Origin of the sequence: Methylomicrobium agile (assembly GCF_000733855.1) — a bacterium.
GTDB lineage: Bacteria > Pseudomonadota > Gammaproteobacteria > Methylococcales > Methylomonadaceae > Methylomicrobium > Methylomicrobium agile.
The window spans coordinates 3,296,928-3,317,787 of the sequence record NZ_JPOJ01000001.1; the positions used below are offsets into that span (position 1 = coordinate 3,296,928).

The 20,860-nt window shown below is 54.0% G+C and carries 17 protein-coding genes; 11 read left to right on the forward strand and 6 right to left on the reverse strand.

Annotated elements, in window-relative coordinates:
* The first annotated feature begins 200 nt into the window (after positions 1–200).
* The 6 genes from CC94_RS0115505 to CC94_RS0115530 all read left to right on the forward strand — a co-directional run bounded on the left by CC94_RS0115505 (position 201) and on the right by CC94_RS0115530 (position 9,215).
* Entirely contained in the window at positions 201–1,664 is a 1,464-nt protein-coding gene (locus CC94_RS0115505) for a DUF3375 domain-containing protein (RefSeq protein WP_031431504.1), read from the forward strand.
* Positions 1,661–2,416, forward strand: coding sequence for a DUF4194 domain-containing protein (locus CC94_RS0115510; protein WP_031431505.1), 756 nt, complete (start codon positions 1,661–1,663; stop codon positions 2,414–2,416). The genes CC94_RS0115505 and CC94_RS0115510 overlap by 4 nt, the downstream gene beginning before the upstream one ends.
* Positions 2,409–5,762, forward strand: a complete 3,354-nt coding sequence (locus tag CC94_RS0115515; protein ID WP_031431506.1) for an ATP-binding protein — start codon at positions 2,409–2,411, stop codon at positions 5,760–5,762. Before CC94_RS0115510 ends, CC94_RS0115515 begins: the two co-directional genes overlap by 8 nt.
* Positions 5,759–6,961, forward strand: coding sequence for a DUF3322 domain-containing protein (locus tag CC94_RS0115520; protein ID WP_005371254.1), 1,203 nt, complete (start codon positions 5,759–5,761; stop codon positions 6,959–6,961). Before CC94_RS0115515 ends, CC94_RS0115520 begins: the two co-directional genes overlap by 4 nt.
* Positions 6,962–7,259: 298 nt before the next feature.
* Positions 7,260–7,841: a sigma-70 family RNA polymerase sigma factor gene (locus CC94_RS0115525; RefSeq protein ID WP_005371256.1), complete on the forward strand. Its 582-nt coding sequence runs from the start codon at positions 7,260–7,262 to the stop codon at positions 7,839–7,841.
* Positions 7,842–8,231: 390 nt separating this feature from the next.
* On the forward strand, positions 8,232–9,215 hold the full coding sequence (locus CC94_RS0115530; RefSeq protein WP_005371257.1) for a FecR family protein: 984 nt from the start codon (positions 8,232–8,234) through the stop codon (positions 9,213–9,215).
* Positions 9,216–9,382: 167 nt separating this feature from the next.
* On the opposite strand, the gene CC94_RS21680 is transcribed toward CC94_RS0115530, so the two are convergent.
* Positions 9,383–9,637, reverse strand: a complete 255-nt coding sequence (locus tag CC94_RS21680; protein WP_245549494.1) for a PIN domain-containing protein — start codon at positions 9,635–9,637, stop codon at positions 9,383–9,385.
* Between the two features lie 91 nt (positions 9,638–9,728).
* The gene (locus tag CC94_RS0115540) at positions 9,729–9,980 is read right to left on the reverse strand and encodes a type II toxin-antitoxin system Phd/YefM family antitoxin (protein WP_031431509.1); all 252 of its coding nucleotides are present in this window, start codon (positions 9,978–9,980) and stop codon (positions 9,729–9,731) included.
* A 185-nt stretch (positions 9,981–10,165) separates the two neighbouring features.
* Between CC94_RS0115540 and CC94_RS0115545 the strand changes: the two genes are divergently transcribed.
* Complete coding sequence (locus CC94_RS0115545; RefSeq protein WP_031431510.1) at positions 10,166–10,948, forward strand: TonB-dependent receptor; 783 nt, start codon at positions 10,166–10,168, stop codon at positions 10,946–10,948.
* Between the two features lie 107 nt (positions 10,949–11,055).
* Positions 11,056–12,228 carry an IS256 family transposase gene (locus tag CC94_RS0115550; RefSeq protein ID WP_031430785.1) on the forward strand — a complete coding sequence of 391 codons (1,173 nt, stop codon included), beginning with the start codon at positions 11,056–11,058 and terminating at the stop codon, positions 12,226–12,228.
* Positions 12,229–12,606: 378 nt separating this feature from the next.
* Here the strand turns inward: CC94_RS0115550 and CC94_RS23195 are convergent, their stop codons facing one another.
* Genes CC94_RS23195 through CC94_RS0115570 form a run of 4 tightly spaced genes read right to left on the reverse strand, consistent with a single transcriptional unit; the run spans position 12,607 to position 15,508 of the window.
* On the reverse strand, positions 12,607–13,065 hold the full coding sequence (locus CC94_RS23195) for a hypothetical protein (protein WP_245619765.1): 459 nt from the start codon (positions 13,063–13,065) through the stop codon (positions 12,607–12,609).
* On the reverse strand, positions 13,058–14,857 hold the full coding sequence (locus CC94_RS0115560) for a DUF927 domain-containing protein (RefSeq protein WP_051911514.1): 1,800 nt from the start codon (positions 14,855–14,857) through the stop codon (positions 13,058–13,060). Before CC94_RS0115560 ends, CC94_RS23195 begins: the two co-directional genes overlap by 8 nt.
* On the reverse strand, positions 14,854–15,291 hold the full coding sequence (locus CC94_RS0115565) for a hypothetical protein (protein ID WP_051911515.1): 438 nt from the start codon (positions 15,289–15,291) through the stop codon (positions 14,854–14,856). Before CC94_RS0115565 ends, CC94_RS0115560 begins: the two co-directional genes overlap by 4 nt.
* On the reverse strand, positions 15,275–15,508 hold the full coding sequence (locus CC94_RS0115570) for a helix-turn-helix transcriptional regulator (protein ID WP_031431514.1): 234 nt from the start codon (positions 15,506–15,508) through the stop codon (positions 15,275–15,277). The genes CC94_RS0115565 and CC94_RS0115570 overlap by 17 nt, the downstream gene beginning before the upstream one ends.
* A gap of 792 nt (positions 15,509–16,300) precedes the next feature.
* Between CC94_RS0115570 and CC94_RS0115580 the strand changes: the two genes are divergently transcribed.
* The 3 genes from CC94_RS0115580 to CC94_RS0115590 are packed head-to-tail and all read left to right on the forward strand — an operon-like array spanning position 16,301 to position 20,858.
* On the forward strand, positions 16,301–17,197 hold the full coding sequence (locus CC94_RS0115580; protein ID WP_031431515.1) for a WYL domain-containing protein: 897 nt from the start codon (positions 16,301–16,303) through the stop codon (positions 17,195–17,197).
* Positions 17,198–17,236: 39 nt separating this feature from the next.
* Positions 17,237–19,366 (forward strand): sigma-70 family RNA polymerase sigma factor, encoded by a 2,130-nt coding sequence (locus CC94_RS22465; protein ID WP_157203451.1) that lies wholly within the window; start codon positions 17,237–17,239, stop codon positions 19,364–19,366.
* Positions 19,350–20,858, forward strand: a complete 1,509-nt coding sequence (locus tag CC94_RS0115590; RefSeq protein WP_215731681.1) for an ATP-binding protein — start codon at positions 19,350–19,352, stop codon at positions 20,856–20,858. The genes CC94_RS22465 and CC94_RS0115590 overlap by 17 nt, the downstream gene beginning before the upstream one ends.
* The last annotated feature ends 2 nt before the right edge of the window (positions 20,859–20,860 follow it).

Sequence of the window (20,860 nt, forward strand, 5' to 3'; positions counted from 1 at the left end):
GGTCGGGTTAGCGATAGCGTAACCCGACGTTTCGAAGCCGTGATTTCGGGATTTTCTCGTTCCGTATGCGTTCCCACGCTGGAACGTGGGAACGAGTAACGGCCTTTTTCACCCTGGGAACAATACAGTCCGGGGAAAAGGTCGATAAATCCCGTTCCGCATACGCTATAATCGGCGGACTCTGATTTTAACGGAATTTAATGAGCTTTCACGAATTAAACGCCCGCTTCCGCCGCCTGCACAAGGAACACGCCGCCTGGCGCCTGCTGCGGGCCGACAATGCGCCGGTGATACTGGCGTTTATCGCCGATTTGTTCGAAGACGACAACGAAGTAGCGTTCGGGCGCGCCCGAGCCGCCCTGGACATGGAACTCGAACGGCTGCGCGAGCAGGGAAGGCTGGACAGCAAAGAAAATGCGCCGGGCTACCTGCGCCAATGGATACAGTCCGGCTGGCTGCGCGAACTGGACGACCGCCTGAGCAAAACCGATGCCTGCGAAGTGGCGCTGCGTTTCTGCCGGCAAATGGACCAGCGCGAGAGCGGCGCCACCGCCTCGCACCTGCGTATCGTCCAGGATGCAGTGCGCGATCTGTCGGTCGCGCTCAGCCCCGATCCCGGCGAGCGTACGGCCATCCTGGAAGCGCGCAAGGCCGAGATCCAGCGCGAACTGGACGACTTGCAGGCGGGCATCGTGCGCGAGTTGTCGGACAGCGAACAGCGCGAACGCATCGTCGAAATTTATCAATTGGCTTCCGTATTGACCGGCGATTTTCGCCGCGTCGAAGACGACATCCGCCGGCTCGACCAAAGCCTGCGCATCGAGATGATCGAATCCGGCGGCGGCCGCGGCGCGGTCATCCTGAAACTGCTGGAACAGGAACGGCTGCTGGCCGACAGCGATGCCGGCCGGGCCTTCGACGGTTTTTTCCAATTATTGTGCGACCCGAATCGCAGCACCGAACTTCGCGAGCAATTGAAGACGATCTTGACCCGCCCGGCCGCGAAACACCTGAACGACACGCAGGCGCGTTTTCTCGGCAAATTGATGCGCGAATTGAACAAGGAAAGCGAACGCGTGTTCCGGGTACGCCGCCGCACCGAGGAAAAACTGCGCCAGTTCGTCGAAAGCGGCGCGGCCTCCGAAATACGCGCGGTCGACCGTTTGCTCGGCAGGCTCGAAAGGCTGGCGGTCGGCTTCAAGGACGCCGCGATTCCGCTCCGCCACGACACCGGCCTGGCGCTTGCGAGCGGCACGGTCAAGATTTCTTCGCCGGCCAGCCTGCGCCTGAAAATGCCGGAAGAACCATTGCATACGCGCGGCATCGAAGCCGCGCAAAACGCCTCGACGCCGAGCGCGGCCATGCTCGAGCAGTTGCATGCGGTGCAGGTGATGCAGATCGCCGAAGGCATGCGCAACATCGTGCGCGGCAGCCGCATTCCGTTGTCGGTCGCGGACGTCATCGAACGCCGGCCGGTCAAGGCCGGGCTGGAAGAACTGGTCGCCTGCCTGCGGGTGGCGCGGGCGGTCGGGGCGGCCGAACTGAGCGGCCGCCAAACAGTAAGCATCGCCGACCGCCAGGGCCGCCGATTCAAGGCCGAAATTCCGCATTACCTGCTCAGCGCCGAGCAGTTTCCCGAGCGGCTGGAAGAATTGCAATTATGAACCGCGAATACCGGCAAACCCATTTTTTCGACATGTTGCTGAATCCGGCCGAAGCGGAGGAAATGCCGCCTCCGCCCGTGCCGGAAAGCGAGCCGGAGACGGAGCCCGAAGAGGAGGCCATGCTGCCGCTCGCACCGCTTGCGGTCGAAGACCAGCAGCAAGGACGCTTGCCGCAGGAAGCGCGGCGCGCCCTGATCGCGCTCATGCGCCACGGCGTGGTCATGGCCGAGAACAAGCGCCTGTTGTTCGAGGCGCTGTGCCGTTACCGCGCCGGCATTCAGGAACATCTGGCCGACATGAACCTGCGCCTGTTGCTCGACGAAAAGGCCGGCATCGCGATGCTGCTGACGCAGGGCGGCGATGGCGACGGCGACGAAGAAGGCGCTTCGCTGATCAACCGGCGCACTTTGTCGCTCTACGATACGCTGCTGCTCCTGGTGCTGCGCAAGCATTACCAGGAACGCGAAACCGCCGGCGAACAACGCGTGATCATCGACAACGAACGCATCGAAACCGCGCTGCGGCCGTTTCTGCCGCTGACCAACAGCAGCCGCGGCGACCTGCGCCAATTGAACGGCGCCTTGAACACTATGAAGGACCGGCGCATCCTGGGGGCGGTGCGCGGCGAGGACGACCGTTACGAAATCACCCCGGTGATCCGCTATGTCGTGAACGCGGCGTTTCTGGAGCAAATGCTCGGCGAATACACCCGCCTGGCCGAACGGTCCGGCAGCGAGACGAACGATGAATGAAATAACGCAAATCGCCGACCTGTACGATTGCGGCGCGATCAGGCTGCGGCAATTGTCGGTCTACAACTGGGGTTCGTTCCACGGCCTGCATACGGCCGCCATCGATCCCGACGGCACTCTGATCACCGGCGACAACGGCGCCGGCAAATCGACCCTGGTCGATGCGCTGATGGCGCTGCTGCAGCCGGCCGGCAAGGCGGCGTTCAACGTGGCCGCCGCGCAGGGCGACCGCAGCGACCGAAGTTTGATGTCGTACGTGCGCGGCAGCTTCGGCAGCGCCCACGACGGCAGCCAGACGCGGGTGCGCAGCAAGCGCGAAGGCGCGGTCGTGACCGGTCTGTGCGCGAATTACGCCGCCGAGGACGGCGCCGAAATGGCGCTCGCGGCGCTGTTCTGGATCACCCATGCCGGCGGCAGCCTTGGGGATCTGAAGCGGGTCTACCTGGTCGCGCGCCGCAAACTGGCGCTGAAAGAATTGCTCGACGCGTTCGGCGACGGCGATCCTCGGGCATTGAAAAACTTTTTGAAGGACGATCCGGCCATCACCAACTGCGACGACCGCTTTTCCGAATACCTGGAAAGCTACCGGCGGCTGCTGCGCATGGATAACCCGAACGCGCCGGCGCTGCTGGCGCGCGCGTTGGGTTTGAAGAAAATCGACGATCTGACCGCGCTGATCCGCGAATTGGTGCTGGAGCCGAGCGGCGTGCGCGAAGATGCGCGCAAGGCGGTCGGCGAGTTTGCCGATCTGGTCGGTATCCACGAGCGTTTGCTCGACGCCCGCCGCCAGCGCGACGCGCTGGCCGAATTGCCGGCGATCGAAAAGGACCTGTTCCGCGCCGAAAGCGAACTCAAACAGCTCGATGCCGAACTGCAGGGCTTGCCGGTCTGGTTCGGCGAACAATGCGCGGCGCTCTGGGCCGAGCGCGTCGAACGGATCGAAGATCGGCTGCGCGCGGCGAAGCAGGTATTGGCCAAACTGGAACAAGAGGTAAAAGACGCCGAAAGCAACGCGGAACAGCGCCACGCCGATTATCTGCAGGCCGGCGGCGAACGAATCGAAGCGATCAAAAAAGACTTATCCGTCGCCGAAGACAAACTGCGCGACACGACCCGCCGCGCCGCCGACTACCAGCAGATCGCCGGCGCCTTGCAGTTGGATAAAACGCTGCAGGAAGCGGTGTTTGCCCGGAATCGGCAACAGGCCGCAAATGCGATCGAACAAATCGAACAGGAAAAAACCCAAGCGCAGGATGCGTTTGCCGAGCAGGCGGCCAAATTCTCCAACGCGCAGCAGCAACAGCGCGACCTGCAGGAAGAAATCCGCGCGATCGAAGCGCGTCCCGACTCGAACATCGACAGCAAGTTTCAACAACTGCGCGACGAAATGGCCGAAGCGCTGGGGCTCGCACGCGAGCAACTGGTGTTTTTCGGCGAATTGCTCGACGTGAAGGACGAAGAGCGCGCCTGGCAAGGCGCGATCGAACGCGCGCTCGGCGGCCTGCGCACGACTTTGGCGGTGCCGGAAGGCGAATATCCGTTGGTCACCCGCTGGCTGAACCAGCGCCACACCGGCCTGCATGTGCGTGCGCAGGTCGTGCGCGCTTCGAACGACAAGGCAACGTTCAAAACCAACGGCTATCTGCGCAAACTGGCTTGGCGCGAGCATCCGTACCGCGACTGGCTGAAGCAGCATCTGGCGCATTTCGACCTCGATTGCGTCGCTTCGACCGAAGCACTCGACCGCACGCCGTTTTCGCTGACCCAACAGGGCCTGATGCACCTCGAAAAAGGCCGCTTCGAGAAAAAGGACCAGCAGCGCATCGACGACCGCCGCGCCTGGCAGCTCGGTTTCTCGAACAAAAACCGCCTGGACGCGTTGAAGCAGGAGGCCAAGGCCCTGGCCGAACAACTGGGCGTTCTCGACAAGGCCGCCGCCGAAGCCCGCACAAGGCTCGATGAAGTCGGCAAACGCAGCCGGCAGTGGGAAAAACTCGGCGAATTCCGCTGGGCCGAAATCGATGCGCCGTATTGGCAGGGAAGAACCGGGCAACTGCAAAACGACATCCGGCAACTGGAGCAGGCCGGCGGCGATCTGGCCAAGGCGAAAGCTCGCTGGGACGAGGCCAAGCAGGCGCTGCAGCAGTTGCAGACAAAGCAAGGGCAACAGATCGCCGAGGTCGCCGGTATCGGTAAAGACCGGCAAAGCGCGGCGGCCCGACAGGAACAGGCGCAACGCTTGGCGGCGGCAGGGCTCGGCGACGATTTGCGCGCGGCGTTGCGCGGCAAAACCGGCGCGCTGCAAGACGAACAATTGGACGATGCGGCCAAAATCGAAGAACGCCATCGTCGCGGCCTCGAACAACAGCGCGATGCGGCACGCGGCCGCAAAGACCGGGCAGGCCGGAGCGCGATCGGCATCATGACCGGTTTTCGCGCCAAATGGGAAGCCTTGACCGCCGAATGGGGCGCGGACCTGGCCAGCCTGTCCGAGTATTTGCACCATCTCGGGCAACTCGAAAAAGACGGCCTGCCGGCCTTGGTCGAAGAATTTCAAAAACGCCTGAACAAGCACACGACGCAATCGCTGGCCGCGATCCGTCAGCGCATCGATTCGGAGCGCGAAGAAATCCACGAACGCATTGAAACGATCAACCGGGTGTTGGCGCGGACCGAATTCAAGGCCGGCAGCTTCCTGCGCCTCGGCATTCAAAACGATCAATACGAGCATGTGCTGCATTTCAATCGGCTGTTGCGGCAGGTCATGGAGCAATTGACCGGCGACGATCACGAGGCGCGGTTCGCGGTGTTGCAACAGGTGATCGAAATTCTCGACAAAGCCAGCAGCTCGGCCAGCGCCTATACGCTCGAAAGCCTGCGCCTGCTCGATCCGCGCCACCAGTTGTCGTTCTATGCGGAAGAAATCGGCCTGGAAGACGGCGCGATCCGCGACGTATTGAAATCGTCGAGCGGCAAATCCGGCGGCGAAAAAGAATCGTTCGCCGGCACGATCGTCGCGGCCAGCCTGGCCTACGTGCTGACGCCGGACGGCTACGACCGTCCGGTCTACAGCACCGTATTCCTCGACGAAGCGTTCTCGAACACCGCCGAGGCGGTCAGCCGCCGGGTGCTGCGCATCTTCAAGGAACTGCACATCCACGTAAACCTGATCACGCCTTATAAAAACCTGAATCTGGCGCGCGAATCGGCGCGTTCCCTGATCATTGCCGAACGCGATGGCGCGACGCACGAAAGCCGGCTTTGCGAGGTGACCTGGGAAGAAATCGACCGACGCCTGCAGCGGCAAGCCGGCGAACTCGACATCGTGCTGGCACCCGAAACATGAAGCCGTGGGGATTGCCGCCCGCGGAAGCCGTTGCCGAGATCAAACGGCGCGAATGGGATCATGCCCGGAATTTGCGCGGACGCCTATGCGGAGAGCGCCCGTTTCCGCTGCGCATGCTGCTTAAGGCGCCGACCGAAGACCAGGCGCTGGCCGATCTCGAACATTTCCGGCAATTCATCGCCGGCTGGAAGGCCTGGCGTTTTCCCGAGCAACTGGAATGGCAACGCAAAAAATTCCCGCACCTCGGCGAACACGACGTGCCGGTGGCCTTGCAAATCGGGTCGATGCCGGAACTGGTCGCGCTGCTCGGTCCGGAAGCCCAAGTTAGAAGCCGGCTCTGGGAAGAGCGCATGCTGCCTCTGCTCGCCATCGATACCCGTTTGTCGAACGCCTTGCTCAAACATCTCGACGTCATCGAAGACATGGCGGCGGACGATGCCGTTCTGCTTGCGAAATGCCTGCCCCAACTGCGGCCGGGAATGGGGCAGGGCGCTTTTTTGCGCGCGCTGCCGCTCGAACATGTGGATACCAAATTCGTCGAGAACTATGCCGTCCTGCTCGGCGACCTGCTGGATTGCCTGTATGACGGTACGGCAACCCAACCGGACGGGCTGCTCGGCTGGCTGGACTGCCGCGAAAATCCCCGCGGCTGGCTGCAAGTGCGGCCGCTTTGTCGACAAAGCCGGGAGCGGCTGGCCGGGCTGCCGCTGTTGCAACTCGATACGCAGACTTTACGATGCCATCCGCTGCCGGCATCCTTCATCCTGGTCGTCGAAAACGTCCAAAGCGGCTATGCGCTGCCCGAACTCGACGACACGATTGCGGTATTCGGCGGGGGCGGCAATACCGCCTGGATGGATGCGGATTGGTTGGGTGCTCGGCAAATCGGCTACTGGGGCGACATCGACAGCGCGGGGCTGATGTTTTTAAGCGATGCGCGCCGTCGCCAGCCGCATGTACAGGCGCTGATGATGGATGAAGCCACCTTGCTGCGGTATCGCGAGCGTATGGTCGACGAGGAGAGCCCTTGCCGGCGGACGCCCGCTTGCCTGACCGCCGCCGAGCTTGGCTTGTTCGAACGGCTGCGCGACGGCTTTTACGGCAGGACGCGCCTGGAGCAGGAACGCATCGCGCCGGACCATGCCTTGCGGCAACTCCTGGACTGGCTGGAGACCGGCAGAAAGCGGATTTTAAGTTAGCGCCTATGGGTGTGAAACCCCGTCCCCGCTCAGTTGTTCAGAGATTCCTTAAGTTGATGCATATGGCGGGTGACGTCAGGACCCCCCAACAAGCAGCGTTCACCGGTCGAATTGTTGGGGGTTCGTAAAGCTCATCCCAACGGCACTGCGGTATTTGACGCATCGTGTGCGGCATTTCACACACGGAAGCGGGCGCTTGCAATCGTCGCTGCGGGGAAAAGCCAGTCTGTCCGGCAATTGTTTGGTCAGGCACGAAAAATGCTGTGCTTAGGCTTTTAAAAAAATCCCTGGCCAGCTCATGACCGATTTTTCCAATCTTTCTCAGCCGTTATGCGGCACCGGCACGGATGCTTCCGAAGATCCGGAAGGCGTATCCGACTTCACCCTTCAGCATATCGCCGATTTTATCCAGCAGCATAGGGGCGAACTGAGCCGCTTTATCATTAGGAAAGCGGGTACCGAAGATCATGCTCTGGATATTCTGCACGACGCTTTTCTGCGCATGAACGGCCATCCGCGTCCCGAGACGGTCGAAAATCTGCGTGCGTTCGTGTTTCGGATTGTCGCCAATTTGGTCATCGACTGTCAGCGCCGCTGCCATAATCGGCTGCCGCACGAGGTCGACGAAGAAACCTGGCAAAATATTCCCGAACGCCTGCCCGGCCCGGAGAGCCGCTATCAGCAGCAGCAACGGCTCGATGCGGTCAATCGGGCCTTGGCCGAACTGCCGGAAGCCTGCCGGCTGGCTTTTTATCTGAACCGGGTCGACGGCTGTAGCCACGTCGAGATTGCCGCACGCCTGGGCATCTCCGAAAGCATGGTCGCCAAGCATCTGGCGTCGGCGATGAAACATTGCCGCGGCCGCTTGAAAAATTACTGAACGAGGCGGCGTTTTTGACGATAACGCAGGCGTTGGCTTGGTTCTGAAAAGCGCCGTTGAATAGGTAAAAGCGCGGGCGGGCTTTCTCGTATTCCAATGCCGTTGGTTAAGGGGGAGAATTCGTCATTCCGGCAAGGAATGCCGGAGTCCAGGTGCTAGGGATGGCGAGCTTTAATACATCCCTGTAGTCTGGATCTCGGCAATCCATGCCGAGATGACGGTAACTTAACAGTCATGAAAATCACCGTTCACCCTTCGGAATGAAAATGTATTTTCACGGTAACGGCATTGCCTCGTGTTTCCCCGTTTAACGGCTCAACTGCTTTATAATGGCAACAATTCTTTATTGATCCGTCATAATAACCATCATAAAAGTGTCCCATTATCGCCATGTCCAAAGCCCCGGTTTCAGAAATTACCGCCCTATCCGATCAGGCCATCGATTGGGTGATCCGGCTGAATTCCGGCAAGGCGGCCGCTGAGGATTTTGCCGAGGCCAAGGCTTGGCAAAGCCGCAGTCCCTCGCACCGCAAGGCGTTTGCCGAGGCCGAACAGCTGTGGTTGGAGATGGGGAACGCCATGCTGGCGAGCGCGCCGCCTGCCGCCGGCCTCCGGAAAATCCCCGCCGGAACCCGGCGCGGCCGATCCCACGGCCGGCAATGGGCCGGTTTAGCCGCTGGCCTGCTTCTGGCCGCGTCGGCGATTCAGTTTTTAGGCTTCGGCGAACGTTGGTTCAGCGATTATTCCACCGGCGTCGGCGAGCAGAAACATGTCATCCTCGCGGACGGCAGCCAGGTCGCGCTGAATACCGACACCGCGTTCTCGGTCGCCTTCGACGCCGCCGGCAGGCATATCGCCTTGCATCGCGGGCAAGCGGTATTTACCGTGGCCAAAGATCCCGCCAGGCCGTTTGAGGTCGCCACCGGCACCGCCGTCGTCAAGGCCTTGGGCACCGTATTTGAGGTTTGGGAAGATAGCCGGGGCACGCGCGTGACGGTCGAGGAGCACGCCGTCGGCGTCAAAGGACTTGATGACAAGGATTATCCGGAATCGAGCCGGGTCAATGCCGGACAGCAAGCCCGCTACAGCCCGGAACACGGATTCGAAGCCCCTGTTGCGATCGACCCCAAGCAGATGTCGGCCTGGCGGCGCGGCAAGCTGATCTTTAAAAACCAGCCGTTGGCGGCGGTGGTCGCCGAATTGGATCGCTATTATCCCGGCCGCATGGTGATCGTCAACGGCGGGCTCGAAACCTTGCGCGTCACCGGCGTCTTTCCCGTGGGCGACCCCGCCGCCGCGTTGGACATGATCGCCGACATTCTGCCGGTCAACATCACCCGCATCACGCCGTGGCTGACGTTGCTCCGGGGATGATTCACTCCCCTCTTTGAAAAAGAGGGGCCGGGGGAGATTTATCAAACAAATCCCCCTCGATCCCCCCTTTTTCAAAAAGGGGAAGTTATTTCTGGCGAAATCCTAAGCGCCCTGATTCCGGCTTATCTTAACGATATTGGGCCCCATGCTTGCAGGATAAATTTGCATTATTTTTTTACGATAATGACTTCATCGAGATAAGCCTGAAAGATTGCATCGTAAGTCACAATCCATAGATTCTCGTATTTCGCTTGAGCGAGCAACAAGCGGTCAAAAGGGCCTTTATAGCGAGCGCCCAATTCAAACAGCGTCTGGGCGTGGTACGGCGTAACGTTCAACCATCGAAAACCTTGCGCCTGAATGTCTTCGGCGACTTTGCCGGAAGGCAAGGGCATTCTGCCCAGGCCGTTCTTGATCGCCATTTACCGCGCTGACCCAGGCGCCTTCGGCCTGAATCCGTTCGATGAGTGCACGGTCCGGCACTTCTCCCATCAGCCAGTCGTAAACGAGGTATCAAGCAGCAGACGCGTCATCGTCTTCCGTAAACAGACGTTCGACTTCCGCGTTGTTCCCGGCGGAATTCCAATCGGCGGCATAGCCGGCCTTGCCGCGCCAGGCGCCGGGAGCGGCTACCTTGGGCGCTTCGTATTTGACGATTCTGGCGACAGGTTTGCCGTTGCGCGCGATGATCACTTCTTCATCCCGCTCGGCGGCAACGATCAGGCTGGAGAGGCTATTTTTAGCCTCGAGTATATTGACTTGCATCATACAATCCTCATAGCTTGGCTAGGCATGGCTAAGAATAGGTGCTCCATTTTCCCTTGTCAAAGGCGGCCGGCGCTTTGAAATGGCGCATATAAAAATTCGGATACCGATTACAAGATTTTCCCGCTGATCCGTCTTAACCCATACGCGGCGTTATTTTGCCGCTTCATTGTTAAGGGGAAAACATGGAAACCAGACATCGAAACGACAAAGCAAAGCCCGGCGATAATCGATTATTGCCCGCCTGTATCGCCTCGGCGTTGCTCGCCGGCGGTTTCGGCATGCCGGCGCTGGCCGGCTCCGCCCTGCAAACCTTCGACATCCCGGCGCAGCCGATGGACAGCGCCTTGACCGAACTGGCCGACCGCGCCGGCCTGCGTTTACTGTATCAGGCCGGCGCGGTCGGCGCTTTACGGTCGCGCCCGGTGTCCGGCCGGCACACGCCGGAACAGGCGCTGCGCATCATGCTGGCCGATTCCGGGTTGGAGTATCGGAAAACGGCGGGGGATACGATTACGGTGGAGAAAAGTACAAAGCGGGCATCGGCCCCGGCTTCGGGAAACGTCGAACTGCCGCCAATGACGGTGACGGGCGCGGCGGAATATGATTCGACCGATCCTTATAACAAGAACTACGCCATTCGTAATTCCAGCACAGCTACCAAGACCGACACGCCGCTCATCGAAACACCAGTGTCGCTGCAAATCGTGCCAAGGACCGTAATGGATGACCAGAAAAGCACGCGCATCAAGGATGCGCTGGAAAACGTCAGTGGCGTGCGGGCGCGGCCGACATTGGGTCTTGGCACTGGCTTCATTATTCGCGGCTTTCAAAATGACAGGGTTTACCGGAATGGATTGCTCTTTGGTAACGACGGATTTCCAGGGGAATTCGATGTCGGCAATCTGCAAAGCATTGAAGTGCTCAAAGGTCCCGCGGCTGTATTGTATGGCCGTATGAGGGTGTAAATAATTCCGTGTAACCGCTTATTTTCAGTGTAGTAAACTTCTCTCAAGGAGAGCAGAAAATGAGCGATATTATTAAAGACCCCACGATGGTTGCCGCTTGACAAGATTTGGCCCGTGGCGTTAAGTCAGAGCGTGATTTAGCGGCACTGACTCAGGATTTACTGAAAATCACGGTAGAAGCCTCGCTGAATGCCGAAATGGATGCCCATTTAGGGTATGCCAAGCCTTCTCCCGAAGGCTATGGTTCCGGCAATAGTCGCAACGGTTATGGCACAAAAAAGCTGAAAAGCGGACACGGGGTCATTGAGATTGACACCCCACGCGATCGTAACGGCAGCTTCGAGCCGCCGCTGGTCACCAAGCATCAAACCCGCTTGAGTCATTTTGACGATAAGATTCTGACCTTGTATGCCAAGGGCATGAGCACGCGAGATATCGTCGAAACCTTCCGCGAACTCTATGGCGCCGATATCTCGCCCACCCTGGTGTCTAATGTCACGGAAGCGGTACTGGGCAAAGTGATCGAGTGGCAATCCCGACCCTTGGATGCGCTCTATCCTATCCTCTATCTGGACTGCATTGTCGTCAAAATCCGGCAGGACAAGCGAGTCATCAACAAAGCCGTTTACCTGGCGCTCGGCGTCACCCTGGAAGGCAGAAAGGAGTTGCTGGGTCTGTGGCTGTCCGAAAATGAAGGCGCCAAATTCTGGCTGTCGGTCCTGACCGAACTGAAAAACCGCGGCGTCAAGGATGTGCTCATTGCCTGTGTCGATGGCTTAACCGGTTTTCCGGAAGCGATCGCCGCCGCTTTCCCAAGCACACAAGTCCAACTCTGTATCGTGCATAGGGTGCGCAATTCCTTGCGTTTCGTGTCCTGGAAAGACCGCAAAACCGTCGCCGCCGGGCTCCGGAAAATCTACCAGTCCGTTACCGTGACTGAAGCAGAACAGGAATTGGAAGCCTTTGCCGCGCAATGGGACGGCCAATACCCCTCCATCAGTCGCTCCTGGCGCAACCACTGGGCCAACTTGATCGCATTCTTCGATTACCCTGACGCGATCCGGAAAATCATTTACACCACCAATGCCATTGAATCGATCAATAGCGTGATTAGAAAAGCCATCAATCAACGGAAACTGTTCCCCAATGACGATTCGGCTATGAAAGTCATTTATTTGGCAATCGAGAATGCCTCTAAAAAATGGTCCATGCCATTGCGCGATTGGAAGCCGGCTATTAATCAGTTTATGATTATGTTTCCAGACCGCATGCCCAATTAAATTTAACCGCAGTTTACACGGATTGTTTTACACTCTCGCCAACTGTTCAAATTCCTCAAGTATGGCCAAGTATTTTCGAGAACGTTATGAATCACGTTAGCGTAGTAGTACGTCTCGAAAAACTCCATTCGCTGAAAAGTTTCACGCATAATTCATAACTCCAAACAAGGAATTAGATAACTAATTGCAAGCTCAACTAAAAATGCTATTCGATACAAATAATATTGATCAGCATTTGATTAAATTTTTCAAATTTTTTCCAGAATTGTGTGATATTTTATCAAACTTTGAAGCAAAATAGCCTATTCGTTATATCTTATAAATTCTAGTTTTTATCAACTAATTTGCTTAATATTTAAAACCTTATCCCGAACCCGATCAAAAGGTTAATCCCTGATAATCACCACACCGCCTCGGAACATCATCAACAGGCCTGAAATCCTGCTTTTGACACCTCTTGTTCTTTAGATGCAGGCACTCCCGGCAATAATGCCGGTCATCAAGAAGTTCAACAGGTGGTTTCGGCAGATGCTGTTCAGCCCATTGCAGCATCCAAATCCGCTTATCGGCATCAACCGCACAGATTTGCAACATTTCCTGAATAACTTTCTGATCCGTTTCACCAATGGCGGTCAGATAATCCAGAATTTTCTGCCTGTCCTGATCGGACAATGTTTGTAAATTTGGATATTGCTTGTTATGCCGGTGAATCGGGGGAACCGGGGAACTTCCCTTGTAAACAGCGGCTTTCAACGGTTCCCTGAACGATTTTTGTAAAACAGCCGGGGGAACATTTGCCGTTTGGTTTGAAAGCTGGCTGAACAATCCCTCAAGCATGCGCCTCTTCCTCCCTGGGTGAGATGCAATAGAGGCAAAGCTTGCCATGGCCCTTGATGGTAATTTTCTTGTAACGCTTGTCGGAATAGCGGTCGGCGATCCAGTGGGCTTCTTCCAGGGCATCCAGGATGCGGGTCAGGCCGAATTTGCCGCCGGCGATTTCCAACTCCTCGCCGCTGAACAAATAAATCCGCTCTTCGCCTTGATCCATATACCAACCGGAACGGTCGCCACGCGGCTTTTCTTCCGGATTGTTTTTATCGGTAAAGCGGGTATCGCCGAATTTAAGGATATAAGTACGAACGTTCTGCAATATTTGCTGGCTTTCGGTCAAGCCATGACCGCGTTCGGTTTGCCATTGCCGGTAGATCAACTGGCAGGCTTGCAGCGCGACGCCGGATTGCCAAGGTAAAATACCGGCTTCGCTAGCCAGTTCACCAGCCATGGCATACACGGCAAATCGGGACGCCACTCTGGCCGATTGCGGATCGGTATGGGTAAACTGCGCTTCCAGTATGGACAATGTCTCGATAAAGTCTTCATCGCCTTGGCTGATCAAGTATTCAACAAACTTGATACCGGCATGGCCGTAATGTCTGGCACATTGCTGCTTCAGATAATTGGAAAACTCCCGGCCATCCTGGAAATGGTGCAGATCATCAAACAAGCCGAATTGACGGTTGGCGCGGATACTCAGTAAGCGCAATAATTGACCGGCCTTGGCCTGTTTACCGTTTTCCTCCAATACTTTGTTAACCGGCCTCTCACCGGAAGACAAAATGGAAAGCCGCCAATGCTGTACCTGTTTGGCAGCGCCAAGCTTGTTGGCCCTGGTTTTGCCGGTACCGTTGCCCAGGCAATACACAATACTGCCCACTTCCTGAGGATCGGCCTCATTGATTTCATCCAGGCATAAACAGGTATCGGACAAAGCGACGGCTATGCTTTCCAGGCCATTGGCGGTTGCCCGCCAACTGCGTTTAAAATGCTGATCGCCCCAAACCGATGCCGCCAATTGTAAGGCCGTGGTTTTGCCGCTACTGGAATCACCTGTCCAGTGTATGCCGCCGGAATCATGATGTACTTTCGCCAATAATGGCCCAGCCAAAGCCACGCAGACTGAAACAATCAAAATCGGATTGCCTATACAACACGCTGCAAGGCTTTGCCATTGCCGGAAATCGCCGCCGCAACCTATAGTATTGATATGACTTATACCGTCACTTTGCAAAAACACATCCTGAGCGCCGATAATACTGCCCGGCAGCACAAAGGAATGACCTTTGGCTGTCCAGCCGGTACGTGTCACTGACGTCACCACTTTAGGCGGCACGAAGGATTGCAGATAATCCATCAACCGATGCCGCTGCTTCCATTCGATTTCCACACCGAACGCCAACAATTCGCCGCGGATTTCCTCGCCGGAACCGCGCAACAATTCCATTGGCATCGGCCATTTCCGCCAGTTGCCAAAGGTGTCTTTATAGCGTAGCAAACGGCCAAAATAGCGGCCATCCTCGCTATTGGTCACCGCATCGATATACAATGGCGAACAAATTCGAACCACATGCTGTGTGGCAGATCGGCGCTGATTGGCTTCCGTCTGATAGCAATACCACACCCCGGCACGGCGTTGCCCGTTGAGCTCAAAACTCTCATCCTCGACCAGATAACAAGGCAACTGCAGATCGGCAAACGACAATTGCTTGACCGGCTTGGCCATAGCCACTTCCTGCTGCAATAACGCCAACTCCGCCTCATCCAGATCCAGCGTCTCAGGCAGAAATATCATCCCTCCCTCCCGGATAGACCTGGATAGGTGACAATCTGCTCCCGTACCTGCACCCAACGCTCACCCACCGGCTTGCTGGCATCATATACATAAGCCGGCAAAGAAAAATCCACCCCGCGCGGATAAACCGTTACCTGAAAAGCACCGAAAACCAGCAGCACCTTGACCAGTTGCATTATCTGCGCACAGGACACGCCCAAATCCCTGTCCACCAGCACGCATAAAGCCTGCACTTGCCAGAGATAATCCAAGGGCGAATCGGACGCCGGCATCACCAAAGCCCAAACACTGGGATTTTGTTGCCAATGCCGGGCGCGCTGCCAGCATCCATTGCCGATACAGACAATCACCAGCCAAGGCGGAACAGCAGATTGCAGCTTGTCAGCCAAAGCCTTGCCGAATGGTGGCAGCTTTTTGCTATTGCGCTGCCGCATCAAGCGCCAACCGCGTAATCAAATCACGGATGTCTTCCACTCGCCAGACCGTGATACGAAGCCCGAGTTTAATCGGCGTCGGAAATCGGCCGGATTTAACACCAGCCCACCAAGTGGATTTACTGACCGGAATCAGAGCCGGTATCGGCGGATTGACTTTGGCATTGCCTATGATTTGCGCCAGGCGTAGATAACCGGTTTCGGGTAGTTTGGACATTCAGGTACTCCTTGATCCAGATAGGTGCAATATTCGAGTTGGGTAAAATTTTGCAATAAAAAAAATAATTTTTTGCTGACAGAGATGGCCAAATACGGCATCTTTAGAACGGTTAAAATTGCCAAAATGTGTTAATGGACGCTTTGATTCAGTTATTAATCGATAGCTTTTTCCTGTACCCATTCTGCAATAAAGGTGTTGGCAACTGTATTGCTGCAAATATTGAATTTGCAATTTGCTGCAATATCCCTAAATAAAATCCAAAATAAATGAGTAATCGCCTCAAAAATTGATTCTGCAAACTGTAAACGACAGTATTGGATTCAATTGGAATCATTGTCCTGGAAATTTTTGATGGCAAACCTGCAATAAATTGCTAATTCGTGATTTTTTGCAAAATCCAACAACAATTTTTTATCGATCACATCGAAAAAACGACCTTAAAGTGCCTAATTAGATTTTTTTAGGTGTATTGCTAAAAAATATTTCGATAATTCGCCAAAAATCCTGGAGTTGGTATCTATTTGGTCCTGATTTGATATTTTGAAGATAATTTTTTGGCTGAGTTGTACAAAAACTGAAAAATTACTCATCTTTTGTACAAAACAATGGAAGGAATTCAGATAGGCATTAATTAGTTCATAAAATCAAATAGCTAAAGCCATTCTTCATGCTCATGAAGTTCAAGACTGAAAAGCGCAAGTCCGCATCAAAATGATGCGGATTATAGACTTTTATGATGACATGGATTACCATCATTAAATGATCATCAACCGCAAGTTCAAAATCTGAATGACATTCAAGCAAGTTAAAGACTTAACCCAAACTCAACGTGATCGCCTCGCATTTATCGAATTGCGATTGCACTTTCTTGGCGAAATACGTCGTCAGGATTTGACTACCAGATTTGGAATTCAGGCTGCTGCCGCAACAAGAGATATTGGATTTTATAAGGAACTTGCCCCGGATAATCTTGATTACAACACTAAAAACAAAATATACACGGTTGGAGAGGGTTTTAAACCGGTATTCGATTTTCCGCCAGAGCGTGTGCTTACTTGGCTTTCACAGGGTTATGGTGACGGTGAACCTGCGCGGTTCAGCCCATGGATCGCATGTGAAATACCTTCGCGATTAGCCCATTGTGATCTGGAGATTCTTGCCAGCGTTACCAGAGCCATTCATAACGAGTGTCCTCTTAAAATTGTCTATCACTCCATCTCCAGCGGTAAAACCGAACGGGAAATCATTCCATTTGCCTTGATTGATAATGGCCTACGTTGGCACGTGCGAGCATTTGACCGGAATACGCAAAACTTCCGGGATTTTGTAATCAGCCGAATCCGGCAACCAATCGTGATGCGAGAGGATAAAGTCGATCCCTGCGAGTGCCAAAATGAGGATATTCAGTGGTCGAGAATAGTTGAGCTAGATCTTGTGCCACACCCGAATCAACCGCGTCCCGAGATTACCGAAATGGACTATGGCATGATTGATGGTGAGTTGAAGTTAAAGATGCGCGGTACCATTGCCGGATACGTGCTTCGCAAGTGGTGTGTTGACTGCTCGCCGGATCATAGTCTTCATGGCCCTGAACATAGGCTCTGGCTGAAAGATCATTTAGCTCTCTATGGTGTCGAGAGTGCAGCCATTGCTCCAGGATACGCTTCACCCACGGAGAGAAAGTGAGTTCAATCCTCACTACTACTTTACTATGGACGATATGATGTGAATGATGTATTTCTGAAACCGGGAAAACTCTTAAACCCACTCCTCAAAATGGCAGTGCTCTCCGGTGTTCAAGCTGCTGTTCGCCTGCATATCCGTCGCGGAATCGAAGTCAATGCTATCGATGAAAAGGGACGTTCACCACTTATTCTTGCGGCATCTAAAGGACATACTGAAACCTGCATGATTCTTCTTGAGGCCGGCGCCGACCCTCGAACGCAGGACAACGAGGGAAATGATGCACTCACTATTGCATTGAGCAAGAACATGGACAGTCTTGCTGAATTGTTAAAAAAGAGTCTGTCCGAACTTGATAAAAATTTAGATACCGGGGTAATCCAATCGCATCATGAATCAAGTGAATGCGAAAAACTCGATCAGTTAAAGTCTTCTGATGAAGCATTTGATCTTTCAGGCTGGGAATCAGAAGAAGATTCACCTCCTCCGCCTCATGATGATGAATGCCTATCCATGGTTTCAGCAACTCATCGTGCTATTTCTGCTCACACCCCAATCGACTATGACGAAGACTGGTCTGATGTAGACATTGACCTGACTGACAGTCAACAAAATCACAGACGAGTCTGGAACGATGAAATTCGTAGCGCAGTGCAACACCTGTTCCTTGTCGCTCTGCAAGAAAGCCATGCATCACGGCGGTGGATTGAAGATGTTGCCCTGGACGATCAAGGAAATTTAGATATTGAGTTCGAGAGGCGCCTCGTCTTTATTCTGGAAGAACTGGGGGTGATTATAGAGGATGTCGAATGGCTGCAACCTGATATTCCTATTCCCTTGGACGAGGATATCGAAGACACTGCTAAAGAGGCTTTGTCCTTGCTGAGTGAACTGACTTCCCAAAACATCGAACCTCAAAGACTCTACGAAAAAGACATGGCAAAAGCAGTGAGCCTGCTTTCTAGAGAAGGTGAGGCTGAAATTGGCAACATTATTGAGAAGGGGCTGGAGGAGGCTCTCATTGCAATTTCGGGCTCTTTCCCTGCGATAACTGAAATTCTTTGTGTAGCTAATAAAATTCTGATGAATGAATTGCCGTTGGACACAATGGTTAATCGGGAGACCATCATTCAGTCTGAAGATGATGGCCCAGCCGATGATGGCTACCATTTTCATGATGATAACGAAGATATTGATGAGAAACCCATCTCTGACTTAACAGTTCAAATCGAAACAATTCGCGCCTTACTTCCTCATTTATCAAAGGAAAACAATTGCATCATGCTCGACTCCTTGCGAAAAATCGGATTGTCATGGGCATTTTTGGAAGATCTTTGCAACAGACTGGGTCAATCCAAAACTGATCCAGCAGCCTATTCTGCTCTTGAAGTTGCACTTGATAAAGTAAAAAGAGCGAAATCCCGAATGGTTGAGTCCAATCTTCGGCTTGTTTACTCGATCGCCAGAAAATATGTGCATAGAGGATTGGACTTCCTGGACCTGATTCAGGAAGGCAATCTTGGCCTGATCAAAGCCGTCGAGAAGTTCGATTATCGACGTGGTTTCAAATTTTCAACCTATGCTACTTGGTGGATACGACAATCAATAACTCGTGCGATTGCCGATCAGGCGCGCTTGATTCGTATTCCAGTGCATATGATCGAATCAGTCAATCAAGTCGAATGGGCCAGAGAAAGAATTGAGCAGACTACTGGGCTGACTGCCGATGCAGCCAGCATTGCAAAACAATTGTCGCTCCCAATGGAAAAGGTGACAAAAGCATTGAGAGCAACTTCTGAAATAATCCCGATTGATTCATTGGGTATTGAATATGTTGTGAACTCAGAATTCTTTTTTTCCGCCGCCCCAACTCCTGACGAATTTGTAATGCAGATTGCGCTTCACGACGAATTGGATCGCATGCTGGATACACTAGAGCCCAAAGAATCGGAAGTGCTTCGTTTACGATTTGGAGTGGATGATAGTGAGGAACATACTCTAGAGGAAATTGGACAGGTCTTTATGGTTACGCGAGAGCGCATTAGGCAAATTGAGGCCAAGGCATTACGTAAATTGAGGGGGCCCTCAAGAGCTGAAAGCCTCAGAGATTTTATTGAAATCCCCAAACAAAAAAAACAGGACGAAGCAAAGGAAGATGAAAAATCCGAATAACTCGCGAAATGCCCCTCCAAAGGCAGTAGCAATGCTTGAAGCACTTCGGGGATTGGGCTACTCACCGGCTACAGCTTTGGCGGACATCATTGATAACAGCATTGCAGCCAACGCAAGCAAAGTAGAAATTTTGTTTAAGTGGAATGGAAAGCAATCAGTTATCTCTATTCTCGATAACGGAAATGGAATGAATGACTGCGAACTTGACCTTGCCATGCGATTAGGAGAAAGAAATCCAGTCGTTGAACGTCAATCTCATGATTTAGGGCGATTTGGATTGGGCCTCAAAACTGCCTCTTTTTCCCAATGCCGCAGGCTGACAGTCGCCAGTCGCAAAGCTGGAAAATTGAACTGCCTGAGGTGGGATCTTGATGTGCTTGCGGCATGCGAAGATGATGGCTGGCACCTTCTTGAAGGGTCAGACGAAAATTCAATTGAGTTTCTTACACCGCTATATGCTACCGAGAATACTGGCACTATTGTCTTGTGGGAAACCCTAGACAGAATCATTGCCTCAAGTTTTTGTGAACAAGATTTTCTTGATCTCATAGATCGGGTAGAACGTCATTTGGCAATGGTTTTTCATCGATTCTTATCTGGAAATCGGCTTCAAATATTCCTCAATGGAAAACATATCGACCCCTGGGATCCTTTTCTTACGGGGCACCCGGCTACATGGTCGTCACCAACCGAACGTATACTAACAGAATATGGATATGTAGAAGTTAGATGTCATGTACTTCCTCATAAAGATCGTATGGCATTACGTGATCACGACTCTGCTGCGGGTCCGGATGGCTGGACTGCTCAGCAGGGATTTTATGTCTACAGAAACGAAAGATTGCTTGTTTCCGGTAGCTGGTTGGGTCTGGGACGTGGACGCTCCTGGACAAAGGAAGAAGCTCATCGTCTAGCCAGGATCAGGCTGGATATTCCCAATACTGCGGATGCCGAATGGAAAATCGATGTGCGCAAGTCAAGTGCACGCCCACCTGTGTCAATCCGTGAGCGACTTACCAGGCTGGCGGAAGATACTCGCGAGAGAGCGCGACGTGTATTTGCCCATCGAGGACAACCGCTGCGTACTGGTAATAATGAGCCACTAGTTCAGGCATGGCACACAGAACATTTTAAAGGTGGCATTCGCTATCGTATCGACTCAGAGCATCCACTCATAAAATCGGTGCTGGAGGATGCCAGAGCCATCGAACCACAAATTCGGGCAATGCTGCGCATCATCGAAGAAACAATCCCCGTACAAAGAATCTGGCTGGATACAACCGAGGCTCGCGAGACTCCTCGAACAGGATTTGCAGGTGATCCTTCTGCAGTTGAGACTGTTCTGTCTGTCGTTTATGGGAGTATGGTTCTTCGCAAGGGAATTCCCCCGGCTCAAGCTAAGACTCTGCTTCTTAATATGAATCCGTTTAATAATTACCCTGATTTAATTTCAAAACTTCCAGATAAACCAGACGCTCATGACAAGGAGTAATT